Raw genomic sequence first — 24,638 nt, forward strand, 5'->3', positions numbered from 1 at the left:
GTGGCGACCACCAGATAGAACCTCGTCATCGGTCAGGCTTAGGTCTATGCCGTCGTTCCCAAGCTCATGTGTGCCAAATAATTCGAACAGAAGTGTGCCACATAGCTAGACAAGCGACAGCCAATGCACAGTACAACGACCGCACACGGGCCCTGAGTGCCGCGGCATACTGGTATCAGTTCATCAGGATAACTTTATGTCCGTTGGACTTCTCAACTTCATGTTACTCAGCCTATGGACGAGCGGCAGCTTCGATCGTGGCGCGAAGTTCTGCGTTCTCAGCATCGAGCACGGCTAGGCGGTCTTGCAAGCGGCGGAGAGCCGGCTGCAACTCTTCTGCCGTGTACCGCGGAGTGATGTGCTGAGGGCAGTTCCAGTCGAAGCCCTCGATATGTATGAGGATGGCGCGCTCGGGAATGTCCTTCGGATCGGCGGTGCGCAGGCGGTCGATCAGCGTGGCAGATTCGGAGTCGTTTTCGTGAATCTCGACGCGGCCAAGGATCTTCAACCGCGTCTGGTTTGGGTAGTCCATGAAGAAGAGTGCTACACGCGCGTCGTGCTCTAGGTTGCCAAGCGAGATGTACTGCTTGTTGCCTCGCAGGTCCGCGAAGCCGACAGATCGGGTGCGAGAAGCTTCACGAAGCCAGCGGCACCGCCGCGATGCTGGATATAAGGCCAACCGGTCTCGCTGACCGAGGCCATGTAAAAGCTGTCACGCATCGAGAGGAACGTCTCTTCGCTGATGCCCAGGCTTCGACCGGTCGTCCCGCTTTGGGCCATACGCCCATACTGGCGACGGCTGCCGTGCTCCTGCTGACGTGCTTTGACGAGGTCTGTGAAGGCAATCTCATGGAAGCGGTTTCCCATGTAGTGATCTTATGCTCTTCGCTATCGAAGACTCTGGGTGATCTGAAGACTGCAGTGAAGGGCTTAGCCCTGGCCGCCCGGACTGAGCTTTTACAGACTCACAGCCTATGACGGAGCCCATCGAGAATAACTCACCCAAAGCTGCAAATCGTTTCATCGTCATCGACGAGGAGCACGCGTGAGGAAGAGCCTCTATTTCGAAGCAGACTCCGGGTACGCATGATATAGGGGCGGGGTGTTTACACGGATAACTTCATAGCTTTCCGCGCACATCTCTTCGCGGCGAACAGCACCTTGAGCACGATCCATTCCTATGGGGAGAGAGCAGTGCACCGGGCGCGCCGACTCGACTTTTCTCTTTAAGTCCGAACTATACTGCGGGAGCGTTGTGAGGTAGGACACGATGTTCAGAATATCCTCATCCGTCAAGGCTGCAACAGTCCCCTTCATCAAAGCAGCATTGCTTCCGTCTCGTGCACCGGTTTTGAAATCATAAAGCTGCCGACCGATAGCGCTCGGTGAGCGACCCGCAATAGGTGGGACGAGTCCTCCCGTGCCATGCAGGCCAGTTCCATGACAGGTAGCGCAAGCAGTTGTTTTGTCTCCACCTGTTTCCACGAGGATCTTTCCTTTCGCGATGCTCCCTTTGGGGACATAGGCTATGAAACCGGAGGACGCGTCGCGCATACTGGTCCGGTTCGCGTCAACGGGCAGCTCTACGATTCTGTTCCCAATCGGTTCTGTTCCGCCTTCCGCGATAGCGATGAAACGATACCCAGCAAGTTCCGTTTTGGGCACGACGTCAGCCTCAATCACCTGGACCCACTTTGCGGGCGGTATCGATGCGAAGTACTCCGCCGCGTCCTTCGCTTCCGCTGGACTGATGTTCGCTGCCACAGGGAGCATACTGCGTACGCTCATTCCCGGCACGGAGGCGTCACGACGGCCGTTCCTGAACTCCTCCATTTGCTGCTCAATGTAGGCGGCAGGAAGAGCATTCAATGCGGCCGTGTCCGGCTTACCTCGTCCGTTAGCGAGATGGCACTCGGCGCAAGCACGGTAATTCACTCCGCCGTGCGCCACAGGTGCAGGCATTGTTGGATGGTCATCAGGTCTCTTTTTTCCCATACAGGAATCGCCACGGTGGCCGGAACCAGTCACCCTCCGACGAGATCGATGATGACCACTGTAGGCCTTTGACTGCTTCAAGCGGACGCAATCACGATAGTTCGCCGTTAGCCTGTGAAGGCTCTCACGTGCGAGAGACGTAAAGGCATGCCCGACATCCAGACTTGCTGACTGCCGTCATGCATCGGTCCGATGAGCATAACGACGCCGCGCGCCTTTGCGTCTGTTACGACATAACCCCATTGACGCTCGCAACACGTTTGGCTGCGAGCCATATCTCTACATGGAGTGAAACAGTATTGGAAAGGACCTTTCTTAGGCTCTCAGTTGCGTCCGCTTCTGCGAAAAAGAAACGCATCAGACTCTCCAGTTGACCCTGATCTATACCAGTTATTCGGTCAAGGAGCATATCAGCAGATAACGGCAAATCAACACGCAATAACTCAAAGCGCCCATCGTGGAGCTGCACGGCGGCGCCTCAGACCGAGCCGTACGACTTCCGAGGCAATTAGCTCTCACCTCCGCTGTCGAACATCCATCACTTCTGGAAATGACTGATCATTGTTCGGTCCTAGTGCCCAGCGCGCCGATATTATAAGCTAGCAGACGGCACCTACCGCGTTGCTCATCATTCTTCTCATTCCTGTGCTGAGCAGTCACAGACCACCCTGGGAACGCGGTGGCCTCTGCTGTGGCGACCGGCCAATTTGCGGCCTCGGTCCGCGCGATGTCCCATTCGTCTACAGGATCGTCGGGCTACCAATCTCGACACTTCACGCGTCGCCAGATACCCTCTGGAACGTCAGCTTCGAACCATTTTCAGTGATGCGGGGCACTTCTTTTGTCCATGTACGGCTCCATAGCGCCTGAGAAATGCGTATGGTGGCCAACTTCTGGACGGTGTCAGTCGTTAAACGCTATGTGAGTGCTACGACCATGACTGAGGCGTCGTCATAAAAGTGGTCTTCGGCGAACGCTCGCACTTCGCGCATGATTTGTGAGCGAATCGCGTGTGCGGATGATCCGCCGTGCCGTGCTGCGTCGATCATGCGCTGCTCGCCGAATTCTTCTTCCGTGGCATTGAAGGCTTCGGTTACGCCGTCCGTCGAGAGCAGCAGGCAGTCACCCGGCCGCAGTTGCAGTACGTTATCTCCGTAGCTGGCGTCAGGCAGAAGACCGAGTACAGGGCCAGTGCCGGGCATGAGGATTGCATCCTCGCCACGCAGGAGCAGCGGCGGATTGTGCCCGGCGAGTTCGTAGGTCAACGACATCCGTGCGCGGTCGAGGATGGCATAGGCCAAGGTGACAAATCGTCCCGGCGGCAGGTTAGCGCAGAGCGCATCATTCAAACGCTGGCAGAGACGAGCGGGGCTGTTCTCATTCGGGGCGAACGCGCGGAAGCTTGCCATGAGATTCGCCGTGATGAGCGCCGCGCTCATGCCCTTGCCTGATACGTCTGCCAGGCAGAAGCCGATGCGTGTGTCGCTGAGCACGATGACATCGAAGAAGTCTCCGCTGACCGTACGTGCGGGCTGCCATGCGCAACTGATCTCGACGCCTGCGATCTGCGGAATGGTTCGCGGTAAGAGGCTGGACTGGATGTCGAAGGCTGCCTGCAGTTCTGATGCGTGCGAATCAATCTGCTGCTGGCCGTACTGCACCTGCTGCGCGAGTTGCGCATTGAGCGCCTGCATGCGAAGGCGCGCGCTGACGAACAGGTAGTCCGCGATGCCAATGATGAAGACGATCAGGGCGGCAAACGGAATGTCGCCGCGCTGCCAATCCCGAAGATCGTTAACGGGAATCCGCAGGATGAGGTGATCCAGCACACCACCTACAACGCTCGATATAAAGGACACGGGCAACAACAGTGCAGTGTAGATAATCCAGTCGCGCGGGAACGGTTGGTCTGCAAAGAGGGAGCTTGCGGAGGACAACAGCAGAGAGACGGCATTGCCGGCAATGAGCGTGTAGATGAGCGTGCTGACAAAGTTGTCATGCCCGACCAGCAACCATTCTATGCCGAACACCGCGGAAGCGACGCCGAGCAGGTACACCTGCGAAAGCAGGACTCCAGAGCCGAAGAGACCTTCGTACTGCGACAGACCGTTCATGAGCCATTTGAGCAATTGTTTGTCCTCGGCGTTGCTGGCACTAGAAGCAACTGCAGTCTCCCATGCGAGTCATCCCGTGTTGCAAAGTCGTAGGATGGTGGCCCTTAGAGCGAGATGAATGATCGCACGCTCTAACTTCCTTGACTAGGCTATATGACGCTTGATGACTTGCGGACCGTCGCCCTAGCGGCCCACGCGACGCCACTACACCGATTCAGTACCGCACATATAGGCGGGACCTGCAGCGCCTCATGCATAGGAGCGGATGATTGCGAAGCTGCATATGAAAAGAACCCGCGACAAACGTGCCTCCTGCAAGATTGCGGGCGAGCCGCAAGAACCGTCCGGCGCTTGCTGCAACACTGTTTTTTGCTGCCTGTAGATGGCCTGGGCCAACGGTTCGATCAAAGGGTGTCGCTCCCGGATCCAAGGAGACTGCGCCTCGGGCAACGCTCCTTCTCGATCGCCCATTTGCGGGCTTCAGTCGCGCTCGGAGATGCCTTCGCTCCAACCGCAGCTCTCTTCAGTCCACGCGGTTCGTTCTTCTTCCTGGGTTGGTTGGGAGATGCTGCTTATCAGGAATAGTCTAGGCTCATGCAATCTGGCGCTGGAAGTCTGACGACGTTTCAAAATACCCTATTAAGCCATCTTCCGGTCGATTCGATAGAGCGTCTCCAACTGGTCAAAATAGAGCTGCCCCTTAAACGTGAGATCGAGTTTCCTGGTGACGAGATTAGGTACCTCTTCTTCCTTGAGGCCGGCGCTGCTTCGATGACGACTACTTTCCACGATGGGAAGCAAGTAGAAGTCGCGCTCTGTGGCAGTGAAGCTGTGCTGGGTGCCTCGTTCCTCATGGGGACGAGGAGAAGCCTGAACCGTGTTTACATGCAAATTGCGGGATACGGGTATAGAACAAAGAGCGCCGTAGCCGCTGATGAATTTAAGCTCCATGGGGAGTTTCATCGTTTGATTCTCCGTCATAATCAGACCCAGTTCATCCAGTCGGCCCAGACGGCAGGGTGTAATGCCCGCCATCCCATTCAGCAACGACTGGCGCGTTGGCTCCTCCTGTGCGACGACCGCGTCCAGGGCGGGCCGATCCGTCTTGCGCAGGAGTCCATCGCGGATATGCTTGGAAGCAGGCGTACCAGCGTCAGCATTGAAGCAGGTAAACTTCAGAAGTCCGGCCTGATCAGCTATAAACGTGGAAAAATCCTCATTACAGATCGTCGCGGCCTTGAAGCCGCGGCGTGCGAGTGCTACGCGGCCGTCCGCAACGACGCTCAGCGCTATGCTGATGACAACTGGGATTTAGAGAGGCCAATTCCGCGGACGGCCACCCGGGGCGCAAAAGGTGAACCTGCGCTGAATCGGCGGAACTGTGAGTAAATTTCTAGAGGATCAACGGGGAAAAGCGCTTGATCTTAAGGTCATGACCGATTGCCCAATTTATCGGATCATTTGTTCAGCCTGCGGGACTTACAGGGACATCACTGGCGACTCCGCCTTAGCTTCTCTCGCCGTTTGGAAATGCGGTAGCTGTAGCAATCAAGGTCGCTACGTCCTCACGAGACCGCCAACCCATTAGCGTCAGTGACGATGCCACTGTCACTGGCCCGCTGAAGAGGGCTCTTGGAGCAACTAATCTGCTTCGTTTGCCTGCCGTTTCAACTCCTCGACGCTCTCGAATCCCTTCGTCTGCTCCGCGCATTCGATTACGTCTTCGTCGCGGACCAGAGCCTCGCGTCCGTCGTTTAGTGCGAGAAGAAGTCGTCCATCGGATAATAAGTCCACGTGCATTATCTTTTTCGCCAATCGACACCTCGGCACGAATCCTAGTACGGCACGAACCGTATGTTCCTCCTCTTAAACGACAGAGTCTCATAGCAGGCATACGGTACGGAGACGCCGGTGCCCTCTATTCCTCGGGCCTCATAGAGCCAACTTGGCTCTTGCCCGAGGCGACCGGCTACTGCCAGATACTCGTTCTCCGGCGATGGTCTCAGTTCCTATCCTGCGAAGCCGGATTTTCGGGATCTGTGTTGATGCGTGAGCCAATGATCCGGGTGGATAGTAGCCAGCTCGATGAACACGAGGCTTGACACGACGGACGCAGGAACAGCAGCCCAAGCGTTGACCATCGATTCGATTGAAGCCGTCAGTGCTCCCGCTACGTCCTGATCAAAAAACTGGCAGATGATCGAGCGTGGAAGCACCAATGGCTACTGAGTCCTGATTGTCAGCCGCCCCGGTAGAAAGAGCAGCGGATTCTTCGCACAGCGGTGGTTCCGCATCCTGAAATCTCTGACGTACTCTCACTGTCTTGCTTGGACTTATTGCATGGGCGACAGTCTTCCCAGCGGCTGTGTTCCTCGATCATTTGCGTATCGAACAGCGAGTTCATCCCGAGTTTTGGAACATACCGAAATATTTTGTTGCCGGTTTGGAAGGCGAAGCTGAGATCATTTCCCGCCAGCATGCGTCCAAGAGTGAGAGCCGCAAAAGCGTGTAGCCTTAGGAAACTTGTACGCGATCTGAGCGGACGGAGAGCGAACACCAAGCTGCCCATGCTCCTTCGGATGTCGACAAAGATTGCCCGGCAGCGCTGATGGACCGCAAGGTTTGTCCACCTTTCCCGCAACTTCCGAAGCCTGCTAGACCAGCTATTGCGACTTCGGTCCGCTAGCATTGGTGGTTGGAAGGCCAGGCCAAATATCGTCTACGAGCCATAACGTTACCGTTTCTCCGATAAAGGTTTTCATAAGTTCGATGAACTGCGCGATGAGAATACTGTTCGCATTTACTGCCTCACCAGTGAGCCCCTTGATAGATCCGCTCTCTGTAATCTGCACCGCCTCGAGGATCGGAGCTTCACGCTTTGCCAAGCCCAGGGCTAGGGTAGCGAGAGAGCTGTAAGCACCGGGCCCTAGATGTTTCTCGAGAGAACGCCGCAGCTTTTCACAGACACGGCAAGTGTCGGAGCTTTCCCCGCGCAACGAAAGATCCAAAGCGGCTTCGTGAGCGATGAGCCGTTCAGCAAGTTCTCGTGTCGCTGGACTCACTTCACCCTCAGTCGTCTGGCATGCCGCATCGCAATAAGAGGTCTTTTGCCCCCTTGGGGTTGCAGCTGTGACTGTCGGCTGAAAAGAAGCGCTGGATGGAGGCCGACGACCACGCGGGACCGCTCATCCCGCAAATGATCGCTTGGCCGCGAGCCAGCTGTCTTGACTTACGACGATGGCCCCACCAAGCACCCTCTTCAGGCCGTCTTCTAAAGCGGTATCAGGCAGCAAACATGCGATGACTTTCTCTAGTTGCGGCTTATCCATCGCGGTGATGCGATCTGGGCGCGTACCCACGATCTGCGGGATGTCCAAACACAACAATTCGAAATGTCCGTCGTAGATCTGTATGGCGGCCACTTCTAGAGTTGGCATGGCCGGAAGATTACATCGTCCCTCGTGGTTGCTGCAAGCGACCGTTCTTTCACCAGTAGAATCATCCCATGATCCCAGGGCCCAATCCGAAGGCGGAGAGTGACGGCGGCGTAGCGATGTTGAACGACCTGGCTGGTGAGCTGGCTCTGGAGCTCATCGAGGCCGCAGATGAAGCTCTCTACCGCGCAAAGGCAAATGGACGGAACTTGGTTAATGCTCTCGCAAGCACCTCCAATCTCGTCGACATGATCAGGTTCGAGAGGGTTTGATCGTCCGTTTGCATGACAGCGCCATCTGCAGCCGTGCTTTATGTCTGCACCTATGGACTACGCACCGCCTTCGCCGAGAGAGGTGACGATGCCTTGGAAGGTGGTCTCTATGAGCAACGCTGCTAAAAATTTGACCTTGCGCTCCCACCTGGTCGGGGGCGACCGCATCTTTCTCGCTTTCTCGAAGTCTCAGGGCTTCCTAATGACTTGGACCAGCCGGCGTGTAATCTGAGGTTTCTCCGCTTCCAGACGTCAGACTCCGACGCGCTGTGCTGCATCGACTTCTTCAATATCGCAGCGACAGTCGGACCGAATCACAAGTCTGTCCGCCCGCTCATGGGAACAATCACTGATCCGAAACCGGGCATCTACCTGCTCGCGACTGTAACCGTCATGGGCCGCTTGCGCGACGGCCGGATCTGCACCAGTTTCAGCGGGACAGAATTTTCACCGATGAAGGAGAAACTGGGCTTTTGCGTGAACTACACGCATTGCGAGGCCGAGTTAGCCCAACCTGTTTACCGATTTGTGCCAATGCACGTCCGGCTGAAATGAGCTCCGATACGAATCGCTTTGCAGCCAAACGCCAGTTCGTCTTCTCGAATGCTGAGTCGTTCTAGTGGACGCACGCGGAAGTATAAGGTGACTTAGACGCACCTTAACTACATCGTCGTCTGTTGACGATAGAAGGGGTTCGTGTCGCTGTCAGAAGTGCCTGCCCGGATCATCAGCGCTTCCGAGCACGACAGACTGCTTAGGTAGGGCTCGGCGACTCGCGGACAACATTCCGGCCCTCCCGCTTTGCGCGATATAAGCCCAAGTCTGCGCCTCCGATGAGCGCATCGGGCTCGGAAAGGAGCCGCGGCAGTCCTGTCGCAACACCGCAAGAGATGGTGGCGCGCATGCCCTCTAGGTCAGGATCTTCCGTACGCAACGAAGGCAGGCCAGCTAATTCGATCAATCCGCGCAGCCGTTCGGCCACGGCCAAGGCCTGTTGAAGTGACGTGTGGGGCAAAATCACTACAAACTCTTCGCCTCCATAACGTGCTATAAAGTCGTCTTCGCCCCGAAGAGCCTCTGACATGAGATGTCCGACACGCCTGATCACCCTGTCTCCATAGAGATGACCATAACGGTCATTGATGCTTTTGAAGTGATCGATGTCTGCCATGATGATCGAACACTCCTGCATCGAAAGGAGCGGTTCTGCCCACATCTCGGCTAGACGTTTATCGAGGGACGATCGATTCGCCAGGCCCGTCAAGCCATCGGTCGAGGCCGCGGTGACAAGTTCCTGATTGGACAGTGCAAGATCGCCAACCATCTGTTCTTTTTGCACCAACCGCAGGAAGGCGAGACGCGCCTCCCGGTCTTGGCTGTAGCTCGCTATGACTGTGAGGAAGCCCACTGTCAGGACCAACGCTGCACGGAAGATCCCCGAACTGAGAGTATTCGGCGGCTGTAGTGCGATCAACACGCACTCGACCCCGATTGCCCAAACAAGCGCTCCCACCGCATAGAAGGGTCGAAGCCTCATTACAGTATTTGTGAAAATGAGGACCACAATTACAGCTAGATGAGCTACGTAGCGACTACCGTCGTGGGGGGATAGATGGGTGAGGATCTCAACTGAGCCAGCGATGCCAGATGTGATCAAGGTTGCCATATCGCGCAGCCAAGTGGCGAAACGAAACCAGAAAGCCAGGTTCAGAAGCAGAAGGAGCGGGATGACAAGTTCGAAACGAAGACGCGACTCAAGGCTGTGGCCTTCAGGGGCTGCTACAAGACTTAGGACTGCAAAGACAGTGTAAAGCGCAATGCTGATGAAGCTTTCCAGCCATTGCCGCTTACCACGGAATGCTCTTGCGTCTTCGATGAAGTCTCGCTCGAGAGCCCCCGAAAACATTGGTCGGCTGAAGCTCAAACTAGAGAGACTTCGCGTTAGAGTGCGGAGTCGTTCTTTCCTGCTCACGATTTTACCTAGGGATCCGCCCCTCTCCATAATCCAGCAAGCGATCATGGTACCCAATACAACGATGGGGTCTCTTTTTCATCCGGTTGGATCGGATGTTCGCCTCACGAGCAGGTTCCCTGCGCTGCGCGCATTCTTACTGCAAGGATTCTCGCAGCACTCTGACAGCTCTCGGGATGTGTGGCATCTCTTTAGCAATCCTCTGCCAGTACATGATCCCTGCATAAATTTTTCTTTAAGGCACTCCGGACGGTAGGTGTCAGGACCAATCAACGAAGATGCGCCGTTGACGCTGTCGTGTCCAAGCATCCGATCCCTTGGTGCCTCCACCGATTATCGAAACGACAGGGGATGCCATACCCGACTTGAAGAATACGATGTTGGCCGGGAGCCTGCCGTTCCGTACCAGTACACGCTTGAGTTTGAGTTCGCCAGGCCGAGCAACGACATGATGGTGTTCCGTAAGGGGAGCTCACTCCCATTTCGAGGCGCACTGCCGACCGACACATCCCGCCTCCGAAGCTATAGTTGAAGGCCCGGGAATATACGCCGGCGTGGGGGTATGCAATGGTCTACGATTAAACTAGTCGGACTCGGATTCAACATGATGCCTAGTCGGAACGAAAGCACCTTAGATGCGGGTTCGACGAAGCGCAATGGACTTTTGTGAGTAACTATCTGATGGCCGCTACAGCCTCAACCTATTGAGGCTTAGTCAGATGTGGGATGGTGGACCCACCAACTAGCAGACGTTGAAATTAAACATGCGTAACACGATAGTTCATGACATTGAGACCGCTTCCAGGAGGCGATATGACTTGGAAGCTAAGCGATCTGGCAGGTACACAAGAAGATAAATTGCTCGTTCGTCGATTGTTGCGCGAGGCGAAGGCGTTGGTAGGTAGAAATTGCGCCTATATGCTAAAGAACGGAGAGATAAGGGCTGCAATTCATCTACCTGCGGATGGAACTAGCGCTCGAGGTGTCTTCCTACGTATCCGAATGTTGGCAAGAGGCCCGGTGGTTAAGGTAAAGAGCGTCGATGTAATACCCTTCGTGCTTACGAGCGAGACTGTCGAGCAAATCTCGCGTCAGCTCCCGGTTTGGAAGGCGAAAGCTGAGATTATCTCCCGCCAGCAGGCACCAAAGTAGCAACACTGGTGAGGCCACCTTCACGACTTCAAAGCAGGCATCATCCTGCTCTGTACCGCAGCGATGTACCGGTAATGAGCGCGGCTAACTCCTCTTGAAGCAGTCCCATCGCTCGATAGAGGACTAACATTCCGGGATCGGTGTATGTCATAAGAGGTAATTCCGGGATGCTGCGGGAGTCTGAGAGGGGTTGGTGTCCCTTCTCTGGATTCAACACGACACAGTCTCCGGATAGCGTGATTCACCGGTAAAGACAATCTTACTATTGTCGAACTTGTTGTATCTCCTGTGTTCTCCTCGACCATTCGGCCATGAGAACGGGGTGATGGCGATCTGTGACAACGCGTCTTTCCGTGTCCCTCGCCTCTGACTGAGTTTTTCGAATCTGGATGATTGAAACTCCAACGGTCATCGTTAGAGTATGGATACCATCGTCACCAAATTGGATGAGAATCAGAAAAGCACGGTACGAATGAGCATCACGCAAGCTCCCACGCGCTTCAGGCGCGCCATTGACCGCGACAATCACGACGGAACCATTCACCGGTTTCGCCGCGCGATCCACGACCAGCGGATCACCGTCCAGAATGCCGGCATCCTTCATCGAGTCGCCATCGACCCGCATCATGAACGTCGCGGCCTTGTTCTCGATCAGGTATTCGGACAGATCGAGAGGAGTCTCCAGGTAGTCCTCTGCGGGGCTTGGAGCCCGCAGGATCGCTGCCATCGAAGTATGGAAGGATTAACGGCCAGTCACACGCCCACTCGACCTGAATCAGGCTCATCGCTTCCCCTCACCTCAGGTATAGCAGGTGTGGCGAAGGAAAAGCGAAGACGAGTTTCTTCCTCTTGCGCGCGAGCGAAATCTCGTTTGTTTCCAACGTCCACGCATCATCACAAACCGTGAGCAACCAGCCTAGAGTGGCAGTGCGCCATCCACGGCGGCCTTTTCGGCCGCCTTCAGCATCTCCGGGCCGTTGTTTCTTACGTTCCCGACCTTCGGATTGGCCTCATAGACTTTCATTTCTTCAGATTCGAAGGGCCGGAGGAGATCGATCGGCAAACGTTCCGTCTCTTCCCTGTCCAGCCAGCGGTCATAGTCGCGTGCATGAAGGATGACAGGCATACGCGGAAGGATTTTCGCCATCAGCTCGTTCGCCTCAGTGGTCACGATGGCATAGGACTGAAGCCAGTGACCGTCTTTGTCTTTCCAGGCGTCCCAAAGCCCCGCAAACGCGAACAGGCTACTATTCCCCAGCTCAAAGGCATAGGGCTGCTTCGGAGGCTTCCCTTCCTTCGGCCACTCTTTAGAAAAACGAGGCGGGAATCAGGCACCGTCTTTTCTTGAAAGGTTCACGCCACGTCGAAGCTTTGGTGATCGTTTCCGATCTCGCGTTGATCGTCGAGAGACCTTTGACGTCGTTCAGATCCTTTGTGAAGAACGGCACCAGTCCCCATCGGGCCAGGATCATTTCTCGCTCACCCGTCTCGCGACTCTGCCGGATGATGGGCTGATGAGTCGTCGGCGCGATGTTGTAGTCGGCATCAGGCATCGGCAACTCAGCCGGTGAAGGCTTCGCGCGAAAGTGTTCCGCGATCTTCTGTTTGTCACTCCGCCTTCCGTACCGTCCACACATCGGATCTACCGCCTTGAAAGCTTTTAGATGCCGCGGCGCTCGGGATCCTACAATCGCACGAGACCGCCAACGCTCTACCTAAGGAGCTTTTGAGACATCCAGGTACTGCGTCCAGTCTGCCGCGATACCTCGCTGTGCTTCCTCCAGCGACATTTCTCCAGCTCGTACCTTTGCTGCCAGATAGTTCTCCACCTGATCCTTGCGCTTGAAGTACCGGTCTCTAAGCCGAACATCATCCGGCCCGCACTGTGGCCAAATGTTCCCGAGTCCGTCCGCGCCCCCAAGCTCAAGCGGAACAAGGTGATCCAGCTCGCAAATCTGGCTCGCTCCATTATTGCCGGTGGGCGCAGCCAGACCGTACCAGCTGTAGGTCACGTGCTTCTGCTTTTCCGTGCTCTGACAGTTACGAATGCACTTCGTGCGCCAGCGAGGATCTTCCAACAATGATGCGCTGAGGTTGGCAACAATCCCTCCCGGCGTGCACCTTGGATCGGGTACTGGATAGCCGTTCCGTGTTCCAAGAGCACAGCTGCCGGCCTCTGGCCATTTCCACGTAGAGAAGTAGTTGGAGGCACATGTCACACCGAGCGCATCGCAGGACTCTGTAGACGTGGTATCGGCTTTTTCTTGTGCTGACTTTGGGCGTGGTTGTCTCCTGCGATCACTCCGCTGCGAAGGAGTGCTTTCGGGAGGTGCTCCGTTCCAATGTTTGGGAGCCTTCCTGAAGTACAAGAAGCAGACAACACATAGAACAGCGACGACAAGGAAAGTACGACGTTTCATGATCTCTCTACGCAGGATAGCTTCTGTGCCCTCACCCAAAGCGATGCTTTGCCCTGTGCTATAGGCACGTCCTGACGGACCAGCCAAAACAAACCTCAAACACATTGCTCGAGGGGAAGGACTGCGCCCTGGCCCCAGCTTCCAGACACGGCGACAAAGATCAGCCGGCCTTGTCTCGAAGTCTCCCCATCCCAGCGGGGACACCCCGCAACGCCCCAAGAACAATTCCTGCGCTACGCGCTCAGCTAGGTAGCCAAACCTGCTGAGGGACTCCGTCCCTGGCGCGCGCAAGCTGATGGAAAAAGCTCCGTGCAGCTCCAGGTGTTCGCTTCCTCCGTGCCTCCGGCATGCCCTTTCAGGGCACTTTTCCGCACAGCCTGCACTTGCCGCCCCTGCTGGCGTGGGCCAGGGCCAAGGCGTGTTTGAGAGCAAACACAGCACAGCCATTCCAAACGGAGAAGCCCACCATGAACAGCAACGCCACCGCACACAACGTCACTACTCTTCCCTCCATACCGAAGCCGCAGACCTCGAAAGAAGTCATCGCCGCAAACGTTCAGTTGCTGATCGAGCAGCTTGAGGCAGGACATTCTGAGGGCCTGACCGCCTACCTCACAGCCATGGGGCGGTTTCATAACTACTCGTTCGGCAACATCCTTGAGATCGCACGACAGATGCCCGAGGCGACCCGTGTTGCTGGCCTCTACGCGTGGAACCAGCTTGGACGCAAGGTGATGAACGGACAGAAGGGCATCCGCATCCTTGCCCCGATGAGCGGCACCCGCAAAGAGAAGGACACCGAAGCTACAGCTGATCCGGCCGTCACACACAAGCCCGTCCTCGTGGGATTCCAGAGACTACTGGACATGCCCGGCTACGATGTCGCCGCATTGGTCGAGAAGTCCGGCAAGAGCGCGAGCCACATCTACGCGCGCTTATCGCTTCTGCAACTCATCCCTGCCATTGCCGAGGCGTTCAGCACCGAGCGCATTACGGCCAGCCATGCCAACCTTCTATCCCGTCTCCCGCACGAGTCACAGACCGAAGCCTTCGAACAGTGCTGGCGCAAGGACTGGCAGGACAAGGAACCGCACCTGCTTCCCGCCAAGCACCTGAGCGCTTGGATACAGGCGAATCTCTATCTTGAGCTTGCCGAAGCACCCTTCGACCGCGAAGACCCCACGCTTAACCCCGCCGGAGGAGCATGTGTCACCTGCCAGCGACGCAGCGGCTACAACACGACCTTGTTCTGCGACGTCCAGGGCGATCAGTGCCTTGATGGAGCTTGCTACGAAACCAAGGTCAACGTACACATCGACCGTGAGCTTGCCGCGCACCCCGAACTTATCCAGATCGAGAACGGCTACCGCAGCCCAAAAGAGAAGCGCCCCGGAGCCGTCCAGCGTGGCCACTTCCGTGAGATCGAGCAGCCCGACAACCCCGACGCAGAGCCGGTCACGCCCTGCGAGGCATTCAAGCCCGCCATCATCGTCTACGGCAGGCGTGTCGGCACCACCCTCATCGTTTGCACCGACAACAAGTGCCCCATCCACGACCCGCGTGAGTCAGCACGCCGTGCTCAACAGGAGAAGGAAAACCCTACACCAGTGATGGCTCCCGCAGCCGAGACCGAAACTGAAGAAGAAGCCGCACAACGTGAAGCGGAACACCAGCAGCGTCGGCAGCAGTACGAAGAAGAGCTGCACCGCAAGGGAGAAGAGCGCTGTCTTCAGCAGGAGCAGGAAGACGCAGAGTACGAGGCACGACAGGCAGAGCGGGAGCAGCTTCGCACCCAGCGTGAGGGGACCTTCGAACGCCTCATCGCCGACGCTCCCAAAACCTTCACAGCACCACAGCTTCGCACGCTGCTCCGCGCACTCGTTAACCTCGACCCGTATAGCTTCACTGATGAGCTGGCCGAGGAGATCGCCAACGAAGACGAGAACCATAGCACCGAGGAATTCCTGCTCTCAGTGATCGACGGCACCGCCGATGGCAAGCTGACTGCGTTTGCTCTCCGTCTAGCCCTCTCGGGACATCGCGGCATCCCGCGTGAAGGCGAACCCGACTTCTTGGCTGAAGCCGAGGCCGTCTTTGCTCTATCAACCAAGAAGGCAAAGGCACAGAAGACCAAGAATGGTCAGATCACCATGTCCGAGCAAAAGGCCAAACCAAACAAGGAGACAGCCAACAAGCAGATCGCAGCCTAACCTTGCAGCGGGAGTCAGACCATCGGCTCCCGCGCACTTTCAAACGAAGGTCGATGCGATGTTCGATCCGTTGAACTCCGGCTCCCAACCTCCGCAGTTGCAGCGCCTGCTCTCACCTCGCCCACGAGAGGCGGGCGGCAGGGTCCAGTTCCGAGCCTGTTACGAAACACAGAACGTCTTTTGCGGATCGAATGCTCGCGACAAGCCGCCGTATCAGGACCTGAGGGCTTTTGGACCCCTATCAAGAAGTAGGCACAGAAGGCTCGCTGCGAACAATAGGACCGCGGCCACGACACCTCTTTGCGCCACCAAGTTCACGATTGCGTCCGCGGGAGTCTGAATCTTGAAGAGCCGTTCGACAATCCACATGGCAGAAGCCACAGACGCGAATGCTGCTCCGGTGATCCGGAACGCTGAGTAAGCACGTGTGCGGCTCATGAGCAGCAACGATGGCAGAACGAACGCCACAACCAGCAGTTGCATCGTCTCGATGCCGAGATTGAACGACAGAATGCCCACGACTCGATCCCACCGAGCGAGCCCGAGGCGGTCGAGCGTGGACGCAAACGCCAAGCCGTGGATAAGACCGAAAAATGCGGCGATCCACGCCTCTCGGCCAGGGAAGATAGGCCGTAAGGCATGGACTGCGGACACCAGGATGGATACGGCGATGAATACCTCCACCGGCCGCGCCGGGACGTGCACGAAGTTCATCGCTGCCAAGGTCAGAGTTAACGAATGACCGATGGTGAATGCCGTGACGATGCCGATGATGTGGAGAAGGCTTTGACGAACAGTCGCGGTCGAGGCCCAGCGTGAGCCAACTGCCAATAGCGGCGCTGGAAGCAACAAGACCAGGAGAAAAAGCAAATGGTCCGTGCCCTCTGCAATGTGGCGCATGCCAAGGCGAAAAAGGCTGGAGAACTGCAGACCATTCCACCATGCCCGAACTCTCAACCGCGTCGCTGCCACCCCGGCTTGCTCAAAGTCCAGTTCGTAGTTCGATTGCCGCGCATTCCTCTTCTGATCGACGATGCGGAGACCGTGATCCTGCGGAACCTCAACGTTGACGAGGTAGACCGACCCGTCGTTCATATGGTGATTGGAAATTGTCAGGGACCGATTGGATGAAGTGGCCGACGGAAGACCGACGTGATACTCCAGATGCATTTCACCCAAGCCATCGCGCAGTTGCAACGCTTCCGGAATAGCCAGGGAATCAAGTTGAGGCGTCGCTGCCTCGCCGTCAATCGTGATGGACAGGTCACGTAGAACGCGATCGGCATAGGCCCGCTTCTCGGCGTCAGAGAACGCCCCATCATGATCCGTGTCGATCGTCGCGATGACCGAAGGCGCAATCATGACACCGGGAATCAGGCGCATGGACGCGTGCATGCGATTCGATTCCAGCGAGAGGATCGTCGCCTGCAGATACTCGTCAATCCGATGCGCCCACGCGGGTATGCACGAAAGCAGCAGACCCGTGGCGACTGAAGCGGCCAGCTTCGGCTTCATTGCTTCGCTAGGGCGCTGCCGTAGTCGTTAGTTGGATCGCGGTACATGGTGTGCACATGGTTGCCGGGCTCGTCGCTCTGCGGAGCGTATTCAATGACCAGGTGCGGCCCCTGGATGCGGTAGTACGCCGTGATGTTGGTGCCGGCTTCCGCCGTGGTCGCACCGCTCCATGCGAAGTAGGTGTCGTCCAGGTCGTCCTTCATCTGGTTCAAACGCGCACTGGCGTAGGGTTCGGTCAGGATGCCGGACCACTCCGCAATGAGGTCGAGCAGCATGGCCTTTTGCTGCGCGTTCATCTTCTGTGCCTTCAGGCCTTCCGGTGTGATCTTCTTGCCGTCCTGCCCCGGTCCAAGCACAAGGTCCGCAACCTGGTAGCTCAGCACTGCTTGTTTCTGCTGCGCTTCATCCAGTGACTTCAACAGCGCCAGCGCCTTGTCGCTCTCGCGACCAACGGGACGTATGGTCTTGCCGTTGAGCTTAAATATTGCCGGTTGTGCGCCGGTCAGCGTTGGTGTCAGCACGCCCTTGCTGCCTGCGATGGTGATGTTCAACGCAAGATGATGCCCGCCAAACTGCAACATCCACGGCTGGGTTGCGGAGGGTGTTCCAAGGAACGAGATGAAGTAGAGATCGCTGCCGAAGAGGTCTCCGCCGCCGGGAGGTCGGCCACCCGGACCACCGGGGCCACCTGGACCGCGCCCGCCGCCGCCAAACTGTGGCGGAGGTCCGCCCTGGCCGCCGCCCGGCGGTGGTCCCTGCGGACGCGGCCCGCCACCACCCGGTCCGCGCTTTGACCCGTTGGCCTTGAAGTCATCGTCGGCCTCGCGAATCTCGTTCACCTTCTCAAGCCCCATGGGGCTGAGTACGGTGCCCATCAGCTTCATGGCGGCCTGCTGCTGCTCTGCGGTCATCTGCTTGAGGCTAATGCCGCCGCGCGCGACGACACCGGTTGGAAAGTTCGACCAGCGAGCCCGCTGTGTTGCATCGTCAAAGGCGTACATTACCTTCTGCTTCTGCTCTACGGTGAGCGTTGCAAGGAAGTCATTCGCAGCGTGTACGACTGCTTCGGTTGAGCTCTTTCCCTGCGCGCGGACCAGAGTTGGAACGCAGAACACTACTGCGACGGCAAGCGATAGAAGTCGTTTCATTTTGCACCCGTGAGCTTTACGCCGTAGTCGTTGGTGGGATCGCGGTAGATGGTGTGGACGTGCATCGTAGGGTCGCCGCCGACGCCCTGGGGCGAAAACTCGATAACCAGTCGCGGCCCTTGGATGCGGTAGTACGAACTGCCGTTCTTGCCTGCCGCGTGGGTCACGGGTCCGCTCCACGCAAAGTAGGTGTCGTTCAGGTCTGCTTCAATCTCTGCCATGCGAGTCTTCGCATAGGCTTCGTTCACAATGCCAGCCCACTGTGCGATGACGTTCAGCAGCATGGTGCGCTGCTTCGCGCTCATGTCCGCTGCCTTCAATCCCTCCGGCTGAATCTGCTTGCCAGCCTGTCCCGGCCCAAGCACCAGATCGTTCACTTCATAGTTCAGGATGGCCTGCTTCTTCTGCTTTTCATCCAATGCGTCCAGCAGGGCGAAGGCTGTGTCGTTCTCCTGGGCAAGCACGCGAACCGTTTTGCCGCCGTGCGTGTACACGGACGGCTGCGCGCCGGTCAGCGTTGGGGTCATGGTGCCACCGGGACCTGCGATCACGATGTTCAGTGCGAGATGATGGCCCCCAAACTCGAGCATCCACGGCTTGGTCGCGCTCGGCTCGCCGAAGATGCCGATGGTGTATACGGCCTCGCCCGATGCGAAGTTGGTCCCAGCATCGGTCAGCGCCTGATCTGAACCCATGATCTCAAGCACCTTTTGATAGCCCATAGGACTAAGCACAGTTCGCAGCAGGTGCATCGCCGCCGCGCGCTGCGGAGCGGTCAACGTGCCAAGACGAAGGCCCGGTCGCAGCACATCGCTTACTGGATAGTTTGACCATACCGCTTGGCCGTACTGCTCTCCGATGAAACCACCCGGAGGTCCGCCGCCAAAACCACCACCGCCTCCGCCGGGGCCACCAGGGCCGCCCGCTGGACTACCTTGCTTACCGCCCGGACCACCTGGGCCTCGCCCTTGACCGCCGGGGCCCCCAGGCCCACCTGGACCGCGCCCCGGTCCACCTGAACCGGCTTGCTGCCCACCAGCAGGAGCGCCCGGTGCTACACCGCCGTCTGCCGTTCTATGAAAGGGAGCGTTGGCGCCAAGCTTCTGCGACGTGAAGGCAAACTGAACCTTCTGCTTTTGAACCGCCGTCAACGACGCAAGAAACGCAGACGTAGCGTCGACCACGGCGCGCGTCTGGCGATCTGGGGACGCGTGCGCAATGATCTTTGCTTCGACCCGTGGAAGGCTCACATAACCCGAAGCCACCGTGAGCGCGACGGCACCGGCCAGTACGATCTTTTTCCTCATGGCACTCCCATGCACCGGCAACATCCATTCACAACGTTGCGGCAATCCTTCTGTAAAGATACTGACGACGCCTCTTAGAATGAGTTTCACATGTTGAGCCAACTCTGAGTTGGCTGACCCAGTTAATCGCCCAACCGTCCGAATCGGAATGACCACTCCTCATAGACGCCGTTGTCGTCACTAGAACGATACGTGAGGAGTTCCGGCTACCTCGTTTCGTGCGATTTAAACAGCCAATAATGAGACGATGTCCTCGAAGTGCGAGGACATCGTCATTTATGGCGTATAGACTGGCAGCCCGAACGGGATTTCACCAGACAGCCAGGCTACCGTCATCGAGACACAGACACGCACGAATCGGCTCTCCGTGAGGCTAGACGCCAGCAGAGACCTTGTTTCCTTCAACCCAAGCGAACGGCCCGCGCAGACGCGTGCGAGCCGTGTTTTCCAGGAAGGAACACTTGAGATTGCAGAGGGAGAACGCATCCGTTTCACGCGTTACGACAAAGGTCTAGGGGTCAAGTCGGGCGAGCTAGGCACCGTGACGCGTCTCGGCCAGGACAACACCATGACCGTCAAACTTGATTCCGGCAAGACGACTGAGCTTTCACCAGAGAAGACCAAACACCTCGATTACGGCTACACCGTCGATACCCTGAAGAACGTTCGTGCCGAACGGGTCATCGCAACCGGCGATGGACTCACACAGCAAGCTTTTCAAGGCGCTTCCCCAAAAGCCGAACTCAACCTTTACACCGGAACACCAGCACCCGCGCAGGAGTTCAGCTCCGCCAAGGAATTGACTTCGCCGGAAATCGCGCAGCCCGCCAAGCAGCAGCATGACTTTGGTATCGGCTTCTAACCACTCGGATACGGCACAAGCACGAACCGCAGGCGGGAGCAGACTCAGCAGACGGTCATGCAGAAACCAGCCATGCTACTTAACCCGGTTCACTTTGGCCGCAAACTCCTTTGCTGACGGCAGGACCTGCGGTGCTGTCCTTGGATACCAATAGGCAGCGTGGCAAGCCTCGCAGGCAGCATCGAGTGCACCGCCCGCATCAAGAATGCCGGCAACATCATGCTTGCGAGCCGCTTTCCATGCGTCGTTCGACACTTCTTCCAATCGGATTGCCGCGGCTCGGAAGCGTTCCGGGTCTGCGTCTATGTCGGCGCGGATCTGCGCGGCAGTACGCGTGCCCGGCGTGTCGGCATCGGCGAGACGGCTATGAGCATTGGATCCTACGGGCAGGCCTGGTGCCTGCAGGCGCTTCGCTCCGGACACGAGCAACTGCGCGTAACGGGCAACCTTCGCCCATTCCGCAGCGTTGCGCGGTTCGTGGACGCGTGTCCCGCGACTCGATACGGACGTTCCCACGGAGGCCCAGAGAGCATCGGCCGCCGGGTCAATCAGGAGATCCATCGTCTGCTGGACGCTGACGGGATCGTTGCGGTGGCCAGGCTGTGGGCCATCCTGCGGACCGGCAGCGAAGACCAGCACCGTGCAGGAAAGTGCCAGGCCGGCGCTTATGGAGGAGATAAGGAGCCAAGGACGCATATAAGGAGCCTTTCTTCAAAGCGAGAGTCGGGACTCACGCCCCGCGGTGTCATCGTGGATGTCTTCTGTTAGTGGGTCGCGGAGAGATTCACAACATGGATGGGGAGGTCCCAGTGATTGGTCGTCAGCTCCCACCGTCGGTTCTCCTCACGCGCGTAAGTCGCCTGATCTGGAAACAGTTGCTTTGCGACCTCGCCTTCGGATTGACCTGCAGGCGCATCGGCCGAGGCGCGAACGATGATGATGCGGTAGTCCCAACGGGAATCTTCACTGGTGTGTAGGCTGGGCGCGAAGACGGTGTATTCCTTCACATAGCCGAGCTGCTTCTGCTTCTCAAGGACTGAGATCTGGTTCTTCTTAAACAATTCCCACCATTCGTCCTTGAAGCCATACTTCACGCGATAGACCCATTCGACTGTCACGGGCTTCGCGATGACCGTCGGTCCAGACTGCGCTGAGGCAGCCTTTGGCAGCCCGATCAGGAGACCGGGTATCGAAATAGCGAGGACGAGGGAAAGCTTCTGTAGATGCGTTGCGTTTGCCATGAGCACCTTTCAATTGCGTTTGAGATAGGTTGCCGACATCAAGACGGATGCCGTGCTGCGAGTTACATCAGGCGGGACCCAACTCATGGAGCTACAACAAGCCGATGGCGCGGCCCGCAACACCAACACCAAGCCATAACGTTAGGGAGATGACTGCGACGGCACGCGACCAGGCATTTGCCTGATGCTTGTCCGTTCGCAGGAGTGCGGCGCGATGCAGTGTGAAGTAGAAGAGGAGCGCGGCAGCAAGTAGCACCATCTTCCAGCGGAATGCCGGGCTGCTGTAGCACTTGAGCGCCTCTTCCGAGACAAGCGCAAACCCCGTAAGAATCATCAGGATCAGGCTGCTGAGGAGTACTTTGCTAAGGCCGCGAGAGACCGTGCGGGCCGACTCTGCTTTCAGGACGACGCCGAGCAACCTGAGGTCAACGATCAGCACCACGCCACCGAGGATCGCGAGTCCCAGAAGGTGCACGGCCTCCACGACCGCGAAGCCCCATCGAGAAGCCTGCATGTACTGACCGAGCCCGGAATTTCCAAGTGCTACAAACCACGACAACATTCGATATTCCTCGGTGAGGCGTTTAGAAGTAGGCGATCATTCGGCCGGCCACAACGATGCCACCCCACAGAGAAAGTGATGCGATCGCTGCAGTGCGTGCTCTCCATGGAGAGACCTCCAGCAGCTCCCATTCCTGTACGCGCCGATAGATCGTTGTGTGAAATATCAATGGATTCAGGCCGACCAGTAACAGCAGCAAAATCTTGATGCGGAAGGCGGGATTGGTATAGTTCTTTGCCGCCTCTGCCCAGAACAACAGGAAGCCAGAAACGAACATAATTACGAACCCCGACCAGGTAAGTGGGAAGACTGTTCGCGCGATGCGAGTAACCGAGATACTGCGCAGAACAGCGCCAAGCATCCTTAGATCGAGCAGAGCGATGGTTCCCACAAGCAGCGTGATACCCAAGACGTGGATCGACTCAATGATGGAAAAGGCATAGTCAGACTCACGTATCGATGTGCCGATACGCGAGTCATACAACAACTGGCATAGGTGTTGAAGCAGGTAAAGCAAGAGACAACCTCCGCAAAGGTTTGGGTGCCCCGGAAATCTCGACAGGTCCCGGGACACCTGTGGGTAAACAACCTAATCGGGGATGTAAGTCTTTGCCGGGTGATCCTTGTCAGGCGGTGGTGGCAGTGGTGCCAGCTTGCCGTAACCGCGGGTACCATCGGGACCGATGGGGCCAGGGCCTGGACCGATGTGTGGCGCATCCACGTTGTCCTCGGCGCAGGAGTATTCCTTCACCTGGAGGCCTGGTTTTCCGGCGAGCCACGTGCGTTTGTAGTGCAGAGGCTCCCGATAGAACTTGGGGTCTTCCACGATCAGTTCCAGGTGCAGATGCGACTCATCCGGCCTTGTCCAGCGTTCGACGGTGTGTTGCTGATCGCTGTGTGGATTCGCGTTCTCATCGATCCATGTGCGCTCTTCCTTGAACGAGGTGGCGTCGACGACGAAGGTGTCGCCGTCCCACCATCCAATCTCATCGCCGAAGAAAGAGGGATCCGGGTCGGGATCATGCTTTCGTACGTCATACGGGATAAGTCGATAGGTTGTGTACCAGTAAAGGAAGGCGACGTGGTCCTTCCCCTGCAGCAGTTGGAAGGGGAGACCGCTGGCATCGTGCCGTGGAGTTCCGCCCACGATGCACAGCGCTTCGGGGTCGACCGTGTGTTCCACGTTGTGCTTCAGCGCTGCTTCGCCGGCGGGCGTAAAGGGCAGCTTATACCCCGGATAATCCTTGCCGATGTTGCCACCGGGTTTGTCCTTGCGATCTGGTTGCCAGTACCCGGACAGGTCGGGATGGCCCTCCAGTCGAGGTGCTGGTCCTTTCGGCAGTTCGGCTTCGGTGCGTGCGGAGGGTAATCCCTGTGCGAGGGTGTTCGGCACGGCGGCGAAGTTTGATGCAGCAAGCAATGCGAACGCAAGCAGCGGTCGGTGGACGCGATTAGACACAGGGATCTCCTTCGAGGGAAACGGCCTAGCGGTGCCGCAACATCATGCGAGGGCACACGTGACCGGGCTGCCGCATGAAGAAGCGGACCCGCGAAGATATTGTTTAGGGAAAGGGCGGCGAACTCAGGCTAGAGGGCGCGCAAAATGCCTCCGCGAATCAGCAGATGTGGCTTGCGACAACAATTCGCGGTGAGTGGAAGCATGAGCGAACCTTATGACAAATTCGCGCGCGGCGTCAAGTCAATTGTTGACAGAAATCAGAGTCGTAGTTACATTCGGGCTATGCACATGAGTCTGCAGGCGCGTTGTTGTAACACCCTCTCCCCGAGCCGGTGTTGCGCCCACTTGTGTCAAGCGAACTAGTTTCTAACTAGCAGCGTGTTGAGCAGGCCCGCAGTCCGGTAACTTCCGGCCCGGGCCTTTCGTGCGTCTGCGCTATTTTTCCACTTTCAACTTATGATCCCAGGGAGACTTTTGCCATGAAGGCCAAAGTGTTTGCAGCCACGTTTGTCGGCGCGCTACTTGCAGCTGCGCCCGCCTATGCGCATCATTCGTTTGCCGCGGAGTTTGACGGCACCAAGCCAGTCCGCCTCGTCGGCAAACTAACTCGCGTGGAATGGACGAATCCCCATTCCTACTTCTACGTTGACATCGTCGATGACAAAGGCAAGGTAACGAACTGGGGCTGCGAAGGTGCTGGCCCGGGCGCACTCTCACGCCGCGGCCTGGGCAAAGGCGATCTCAAGATCGGCGACACCATCGTAGTGGACGGCTACCGGGCGAAAGACGGCTCGCACCTCATCGACGGCCGCCGCGTGACACTGCCCGATGGCCGAACCATCTACGGTGGAACACCCGGCGATGGCGGTCCAAGTGACACAGGTGGCGCTCCTCCACAGAAGAAGAGCTAACAGCCAGGCGGAGCTGTCCGTTTTGATGCTCCGCAGGTTTCCTCTTCCAACTAAGGATCTTCAT

General features: G+C 57.4%; 25 protein-coding genes. 6 read left to right on the forward strand and 19 right to left on the reverse strand.

The window, feature by feature from the left end; translation table 11 throughout:
* Positions 1–232 precede the first annotated feature (232 nt).
* The 4 genes from BLW03_RS04835 to BLW03_RS04850 all read right to left on the reverse strand — a co-directional run bounded on the left by BLW03_RS04835 (position 233) and on the right by BLW03_RS04850 (position 4,124).
* Complete coding sequence (locus tag BLW03_RS04835) at positions 233–679, reverse strand: pyridoxamine 5'-phosphate oxidase family protein (RefSeq protein WP_244501965.1); 447 nt, start codon at positions 677–679, stop codon at positions 233–235.
* Positions 562–867 carry a hypothetical protein gene (locus BLW03_RS21005; protein ID WP_244502220.1) on the reverse strand — a complete coding sequence of 102 codons (306 nt, stop codon included), beginning with the start codon at positions 865–867 and terminating at the stop codon, positions 562–564. Before BLW03_RS21005 ends, BLW03_RS04835 begins: the two co-directional genes overlap by 118 nt.
* 192 nt (positions 868–1,059) lie before the next feature.
* Positions 1,060–1,962 carry a c-type cytochrome gene (locus tag BLW03_RS04840; RefSeq protein WP_170834969.1) on the reverse strand — a complete coding sequence of 301 codons (903 nt, stop codon included), beginning with the start codon at positions 1,960–1,962 and terminating at the stop codon, positions 1,060–1,062.
* Between the two features lie 950 nt (positions 1,963–2,912).
* Entirely contained in the window at positions 2,913–4,124 is a 1,212-nt protein-coding gene (locus tag BLW03_RS04850; RefSeq protein WP_139285100.1) for a PP2C family protein-serine/threonine phosphatase, read from the reverse strand.
* Between the two features lie 579 nt (positions 4,125–4,703).
* Between BLW03_RS04850 and BLW03_RS04860 the strand changes: the two genes are divergently transcribed.
* Together BLW03_RS04860 and BLW03_RS20795 are read left to right on the forward strand one after the other, a co-directional pair.
* A complete protein-coding gene (locus BLW03_RS04860; RefSeq protein ID WP_074652603.1) occupies positions 4,704–5,498 on the forward strand; it encodes a Crp/Fnr family transcriptional regulator in 795 nt (264 codons plus the stop codon).
* Between the two features lie 934 nt (positions 5,499–6,432).
* On the forward strand, positions 6,433–6,621 hold the full coding sequence (locus BLW03_RS20795) for a hypothetical protein (RefSeq protein WP_212733136.1): 189 nt from the start codon (positions 6,433–6,435) through the stop codon (positions 6,619–6,621).
* A gap of 151 nt (positions 6,622–6,772) precedes the next feature.
* Here the strand turns inward: BLW03_RS20795 and BLW03_RS20800 are convergent, their stop codons facing one another.
* Positions 6,773–6,994, reverse strand: a complete 222-nt coding sequence (locus tag BLW03_RS20800; protein ID WP_212733137.1) for a hypothetical protein — start codon at positions 6,992–6,994, stop codon at positions 6,773–6,775.
* A gap of 300 nt (positions 6,995–7,294) precedes the next feature.
* Positions 7,295–7,546 (reverse strand): hypothetical protein, encoded by a 252-nt coding sequence (locus BLW03_RS04870; protein WP_074652605.1) that lies wholly within the window; start codon positions 7,544–7,546, stop codon positions 7,295–7,297.
* Between the two features lie 68 nt (positions 7,547–7,614).
* On the opposite strand from BLW03_RS04870, the gene BLW03_RS04875 reads away from it, so the two are divergent.
* The gene (locus BLW03_RS04875) at positions 7,615–7,815 is read left to right on the forward strand and encodes a nucleotidyl cyclase domain-containing protein (protein WP_074652606.1); all 201 of its coding nucleotides are present in this window, start codon (positions 7,615–7,617) and stop codon (positions 7,813–7,815) included.
* Between the two features lie 754 nt (positions 7,816–8,569).
* Here BLW03_RS04875 and BLW03_RS04885 read toward each other — a convergent pair.
* The 5 genes from BLW03_RS04885 to BLW03_RS21010 all read right to left on the reverse strand — a co-directional run bounded on the left by BLW03_RS04885 (position 8,570) and on the right by BLW03_RS21010 (position 12,951).
* Positions 8,570–9,739, reverse strand: coding sequence for a GGDEF domain-containing protein (locus BLW03_RS04885; protein WP_170834970.1), 1,170 nt, complete (start codon positions 9,737–9,739; stop codon positions 8,570–8,572).
* Between the two features lie 1,462 nt (positions 9,740–11,201).
* Positions 11,202–11,666, reverse strand: a complete 465-nt coding sequence (locus tag BLW03_RS04895; RefSeq protein WP_074652610.1) for a LexA family protein — start codon at positions 11,664–11,666, stop codon at positions 11,202–11,204.
* A 189-nt stretch (positions 11,667–11,855) separates the two neighbouring features.
* Positions 11,856–12,197 carry an SOS response-associated peptidase gene (locus tag BLW03_RS21115; RefSeq protein ID WP_280138041.1) on the reverse strand — a complete coding sequence of 114 codons (342 nt, stop codon included), beginning with the start codon at positions 12,195–12,197 and terminating at the stop codon, positions 11,856–11,858.
* Positions 12,198–12,246: 49 nt separating this feature from the next.
* Entirely contained in the window at positions 12,247–12,576 is a 330-nt protein-coding gene (locus BLW03_RS21120) for an SOS response-associated peptidase family protein (protein ID WP_280138027.1), read from the reverse strand.
* Between the two features lie 78 nt (positions 12,577–12,654).
* The gene (locus tag BLW03_RS21010; RefSeq protein WP_244501966.1) at positions 12,655–12,951 is read right to left on the reverse strand and encodes a hypothetical protein; all 297 of its coding nucleotides are present in this window, start codon (positions 12,949–12,951) and stop codon (positions 12,655–12,657) included.
* An 875-nt stretch (positions 12,952–13,826) separates the two neighbouring features.
* On the opposite strand from BLW03_RS21010, the gene BLW03_RS21305 reads away from it, so the two are divergent.
* Positions 13,827–15,569, forward strand: coding sequence for an ArdC family protein (locus BLW03_RS21305; protein ID WP_074655778.1), 1,743 nt, complete (start codon positions 13,827–13,829; stop codon positions 15,567–15,569).
* 213 nt (positions 15,570–15,782) lie between these two features.
* On the opposite strand, the gene BLW03_RS04915 is transcribed toward BLW03_RS21305, so the two are convergent.
* Genes BLW03_RS04915 through BLW03_RS04925 form a run of 3 tightly spaced genes read right to left on the reverse strand, consistent with a single transcriptional unit; the run spans position 15,783 to position 19,539 of the window.
* Positions 15,783–17,084, reverse strand: a complete 1,302-nt coding sequence (locus tag BLW03_RS04915; RefSeq protein WP_074652612.1) for a HupE/UreJ family protein — start codon at positions 17,082–17,084, stop codon at positions 15,783–15,785.
* Positions 17,081–18,232, reverse strand: coding sequence for a DUF3500 domain-containing protein (locus BLW03_RS04920; RefSeq protein WP_074652613.1), 1,152 nt, complete (start codon positions 18,230–18,232; stop codon positions 17,081–17,083). The genes BLW03_RS04915 and BLW03_RS04920 overlap by 4 nt, the downstream gene beginning before the upstream one ends.
* Positions 18,229–19,539: a DUF3500 domain-containing protein gene (locus BLW03_RS04925; protein ID WP_083350696.1), complete on the reverse strand. Its 1,311-nt coding sequence runs from the start codon at positions 19,537–19,539 to the stop codon at positions 18,229–18,231. Before BLW03_RS04925 ends, BLW03_RS04920 begins: the two co-directional genes overlap by 4 nt.
* Positions 19,540–19,906: 367 nt before the next feature.
* Here BLW03_RS04925 and BLW03_RS04930 point away from each other — a divergent pair, with 367 nt between their 5' ends.
* Complete coding sequence (locus tag BLW03_RS04930; protein ID WP_074652614.1) at positions 19,907–20,401, forward strand: hypothetical protein; 495 nt, start codon at positions 19,907–19,909, stop codon at positions 20,399–20,401.
* Between the two features lie 75 nt (positions 20,402–20,476).
* Here the strand turns inward: BLW03_RS04930 and BLW03_RS04935 are convergent, their stop codons facing one another.
* The 5 genes from BLW03_RS04935 to BLW03_RS04955 all read right to left on the reverse strand — a co-directional run bounded on the left by BLW03_RS04935 (position 20,477) and on the right by BLW03_RS04955 (position 23,663).
* Positions 20,477–21,097 (reverse strand): cytochrome c, encoded by a 621-nt coding sequence (locus BLW03_RS04935; RefSeq protein WP_074652615.1) that lies wholly within the window; start codon positions 21,095–21,097, stop codon positions 20,477–20,479.
* Positions 21,098–21,165: 68 nt separating this feature from the next.
* Positions 21,166–21,642, reverse strand: a complete 477-nt coding sequence (locus tag BLW03_RS04940) for a hypothetical protein (RefSeq protein ID WP_083350338.1) — start codon at positions 21,640–21,642, stop codon at positions 21,166–21,168.
* Between the two features lie 91 nt (positions 21,643–21,733).
* Entirely contained in the window at positions 21,734–22,204 is a 471-nt protein-coding gene (locus BLW03_RS04945; RefSeq protein WP_074652616.1) for a DUF6644 family protein, read from the reverse strand.
* Positions 22,205–22,226: 22 nt separating this feature from the next.
* On the reverse strand, positions 22,227–22,721 hold the full coding sequence (locus BLW03_RS04950; RefSeq protein WP_083350339.1) for a DUF6644 family protein: 495 nt from the start codon (positions 22,719–22,721) through the stop codon (positions 22,227–22,229).
* A 72-nt stretch (positions 22,722–22,793) separates the two neighbouring features.
* Positions 22,794–23,663: a hypothetical protein gene (locus BLW03_RS04955; RefSeq protein ID WP_074652617.1), complete on the reverse strand. Its 870-nt coding sequence runs from the start codon at positions 23,661–23,663 to the stop codon at positions 22,794–22,796.
* Between the two features lie 479 nt (positions 23,664–24,142).
* Here BLW03_RS04955 and BLW03_RS04960 point away from each other — a divergent pair, with 479 nt between their 5' ends.
* On the forward strand, positions 24,143–24,574 hold the full coding sequence (locus BLW03_RS04960) for a DUF6152 family protein (RefSeq protein ID WP_074652618.1): 432 nt from the start codon (positions 24,143–24,145) through the stop codon (positions 24,572–24,574).
* Positions 24,575–24,638: the final 64 nt, after the last annotated feature.

This window comes from Terriglobus roseus (assembly GCF_900105625.1).
Lineage (GTDB): Bacteria > Acidobacteriota > Terriglobia > Terriglobales > Acidobacteriaceae > Terriglobus > Terriglobus roseus_B.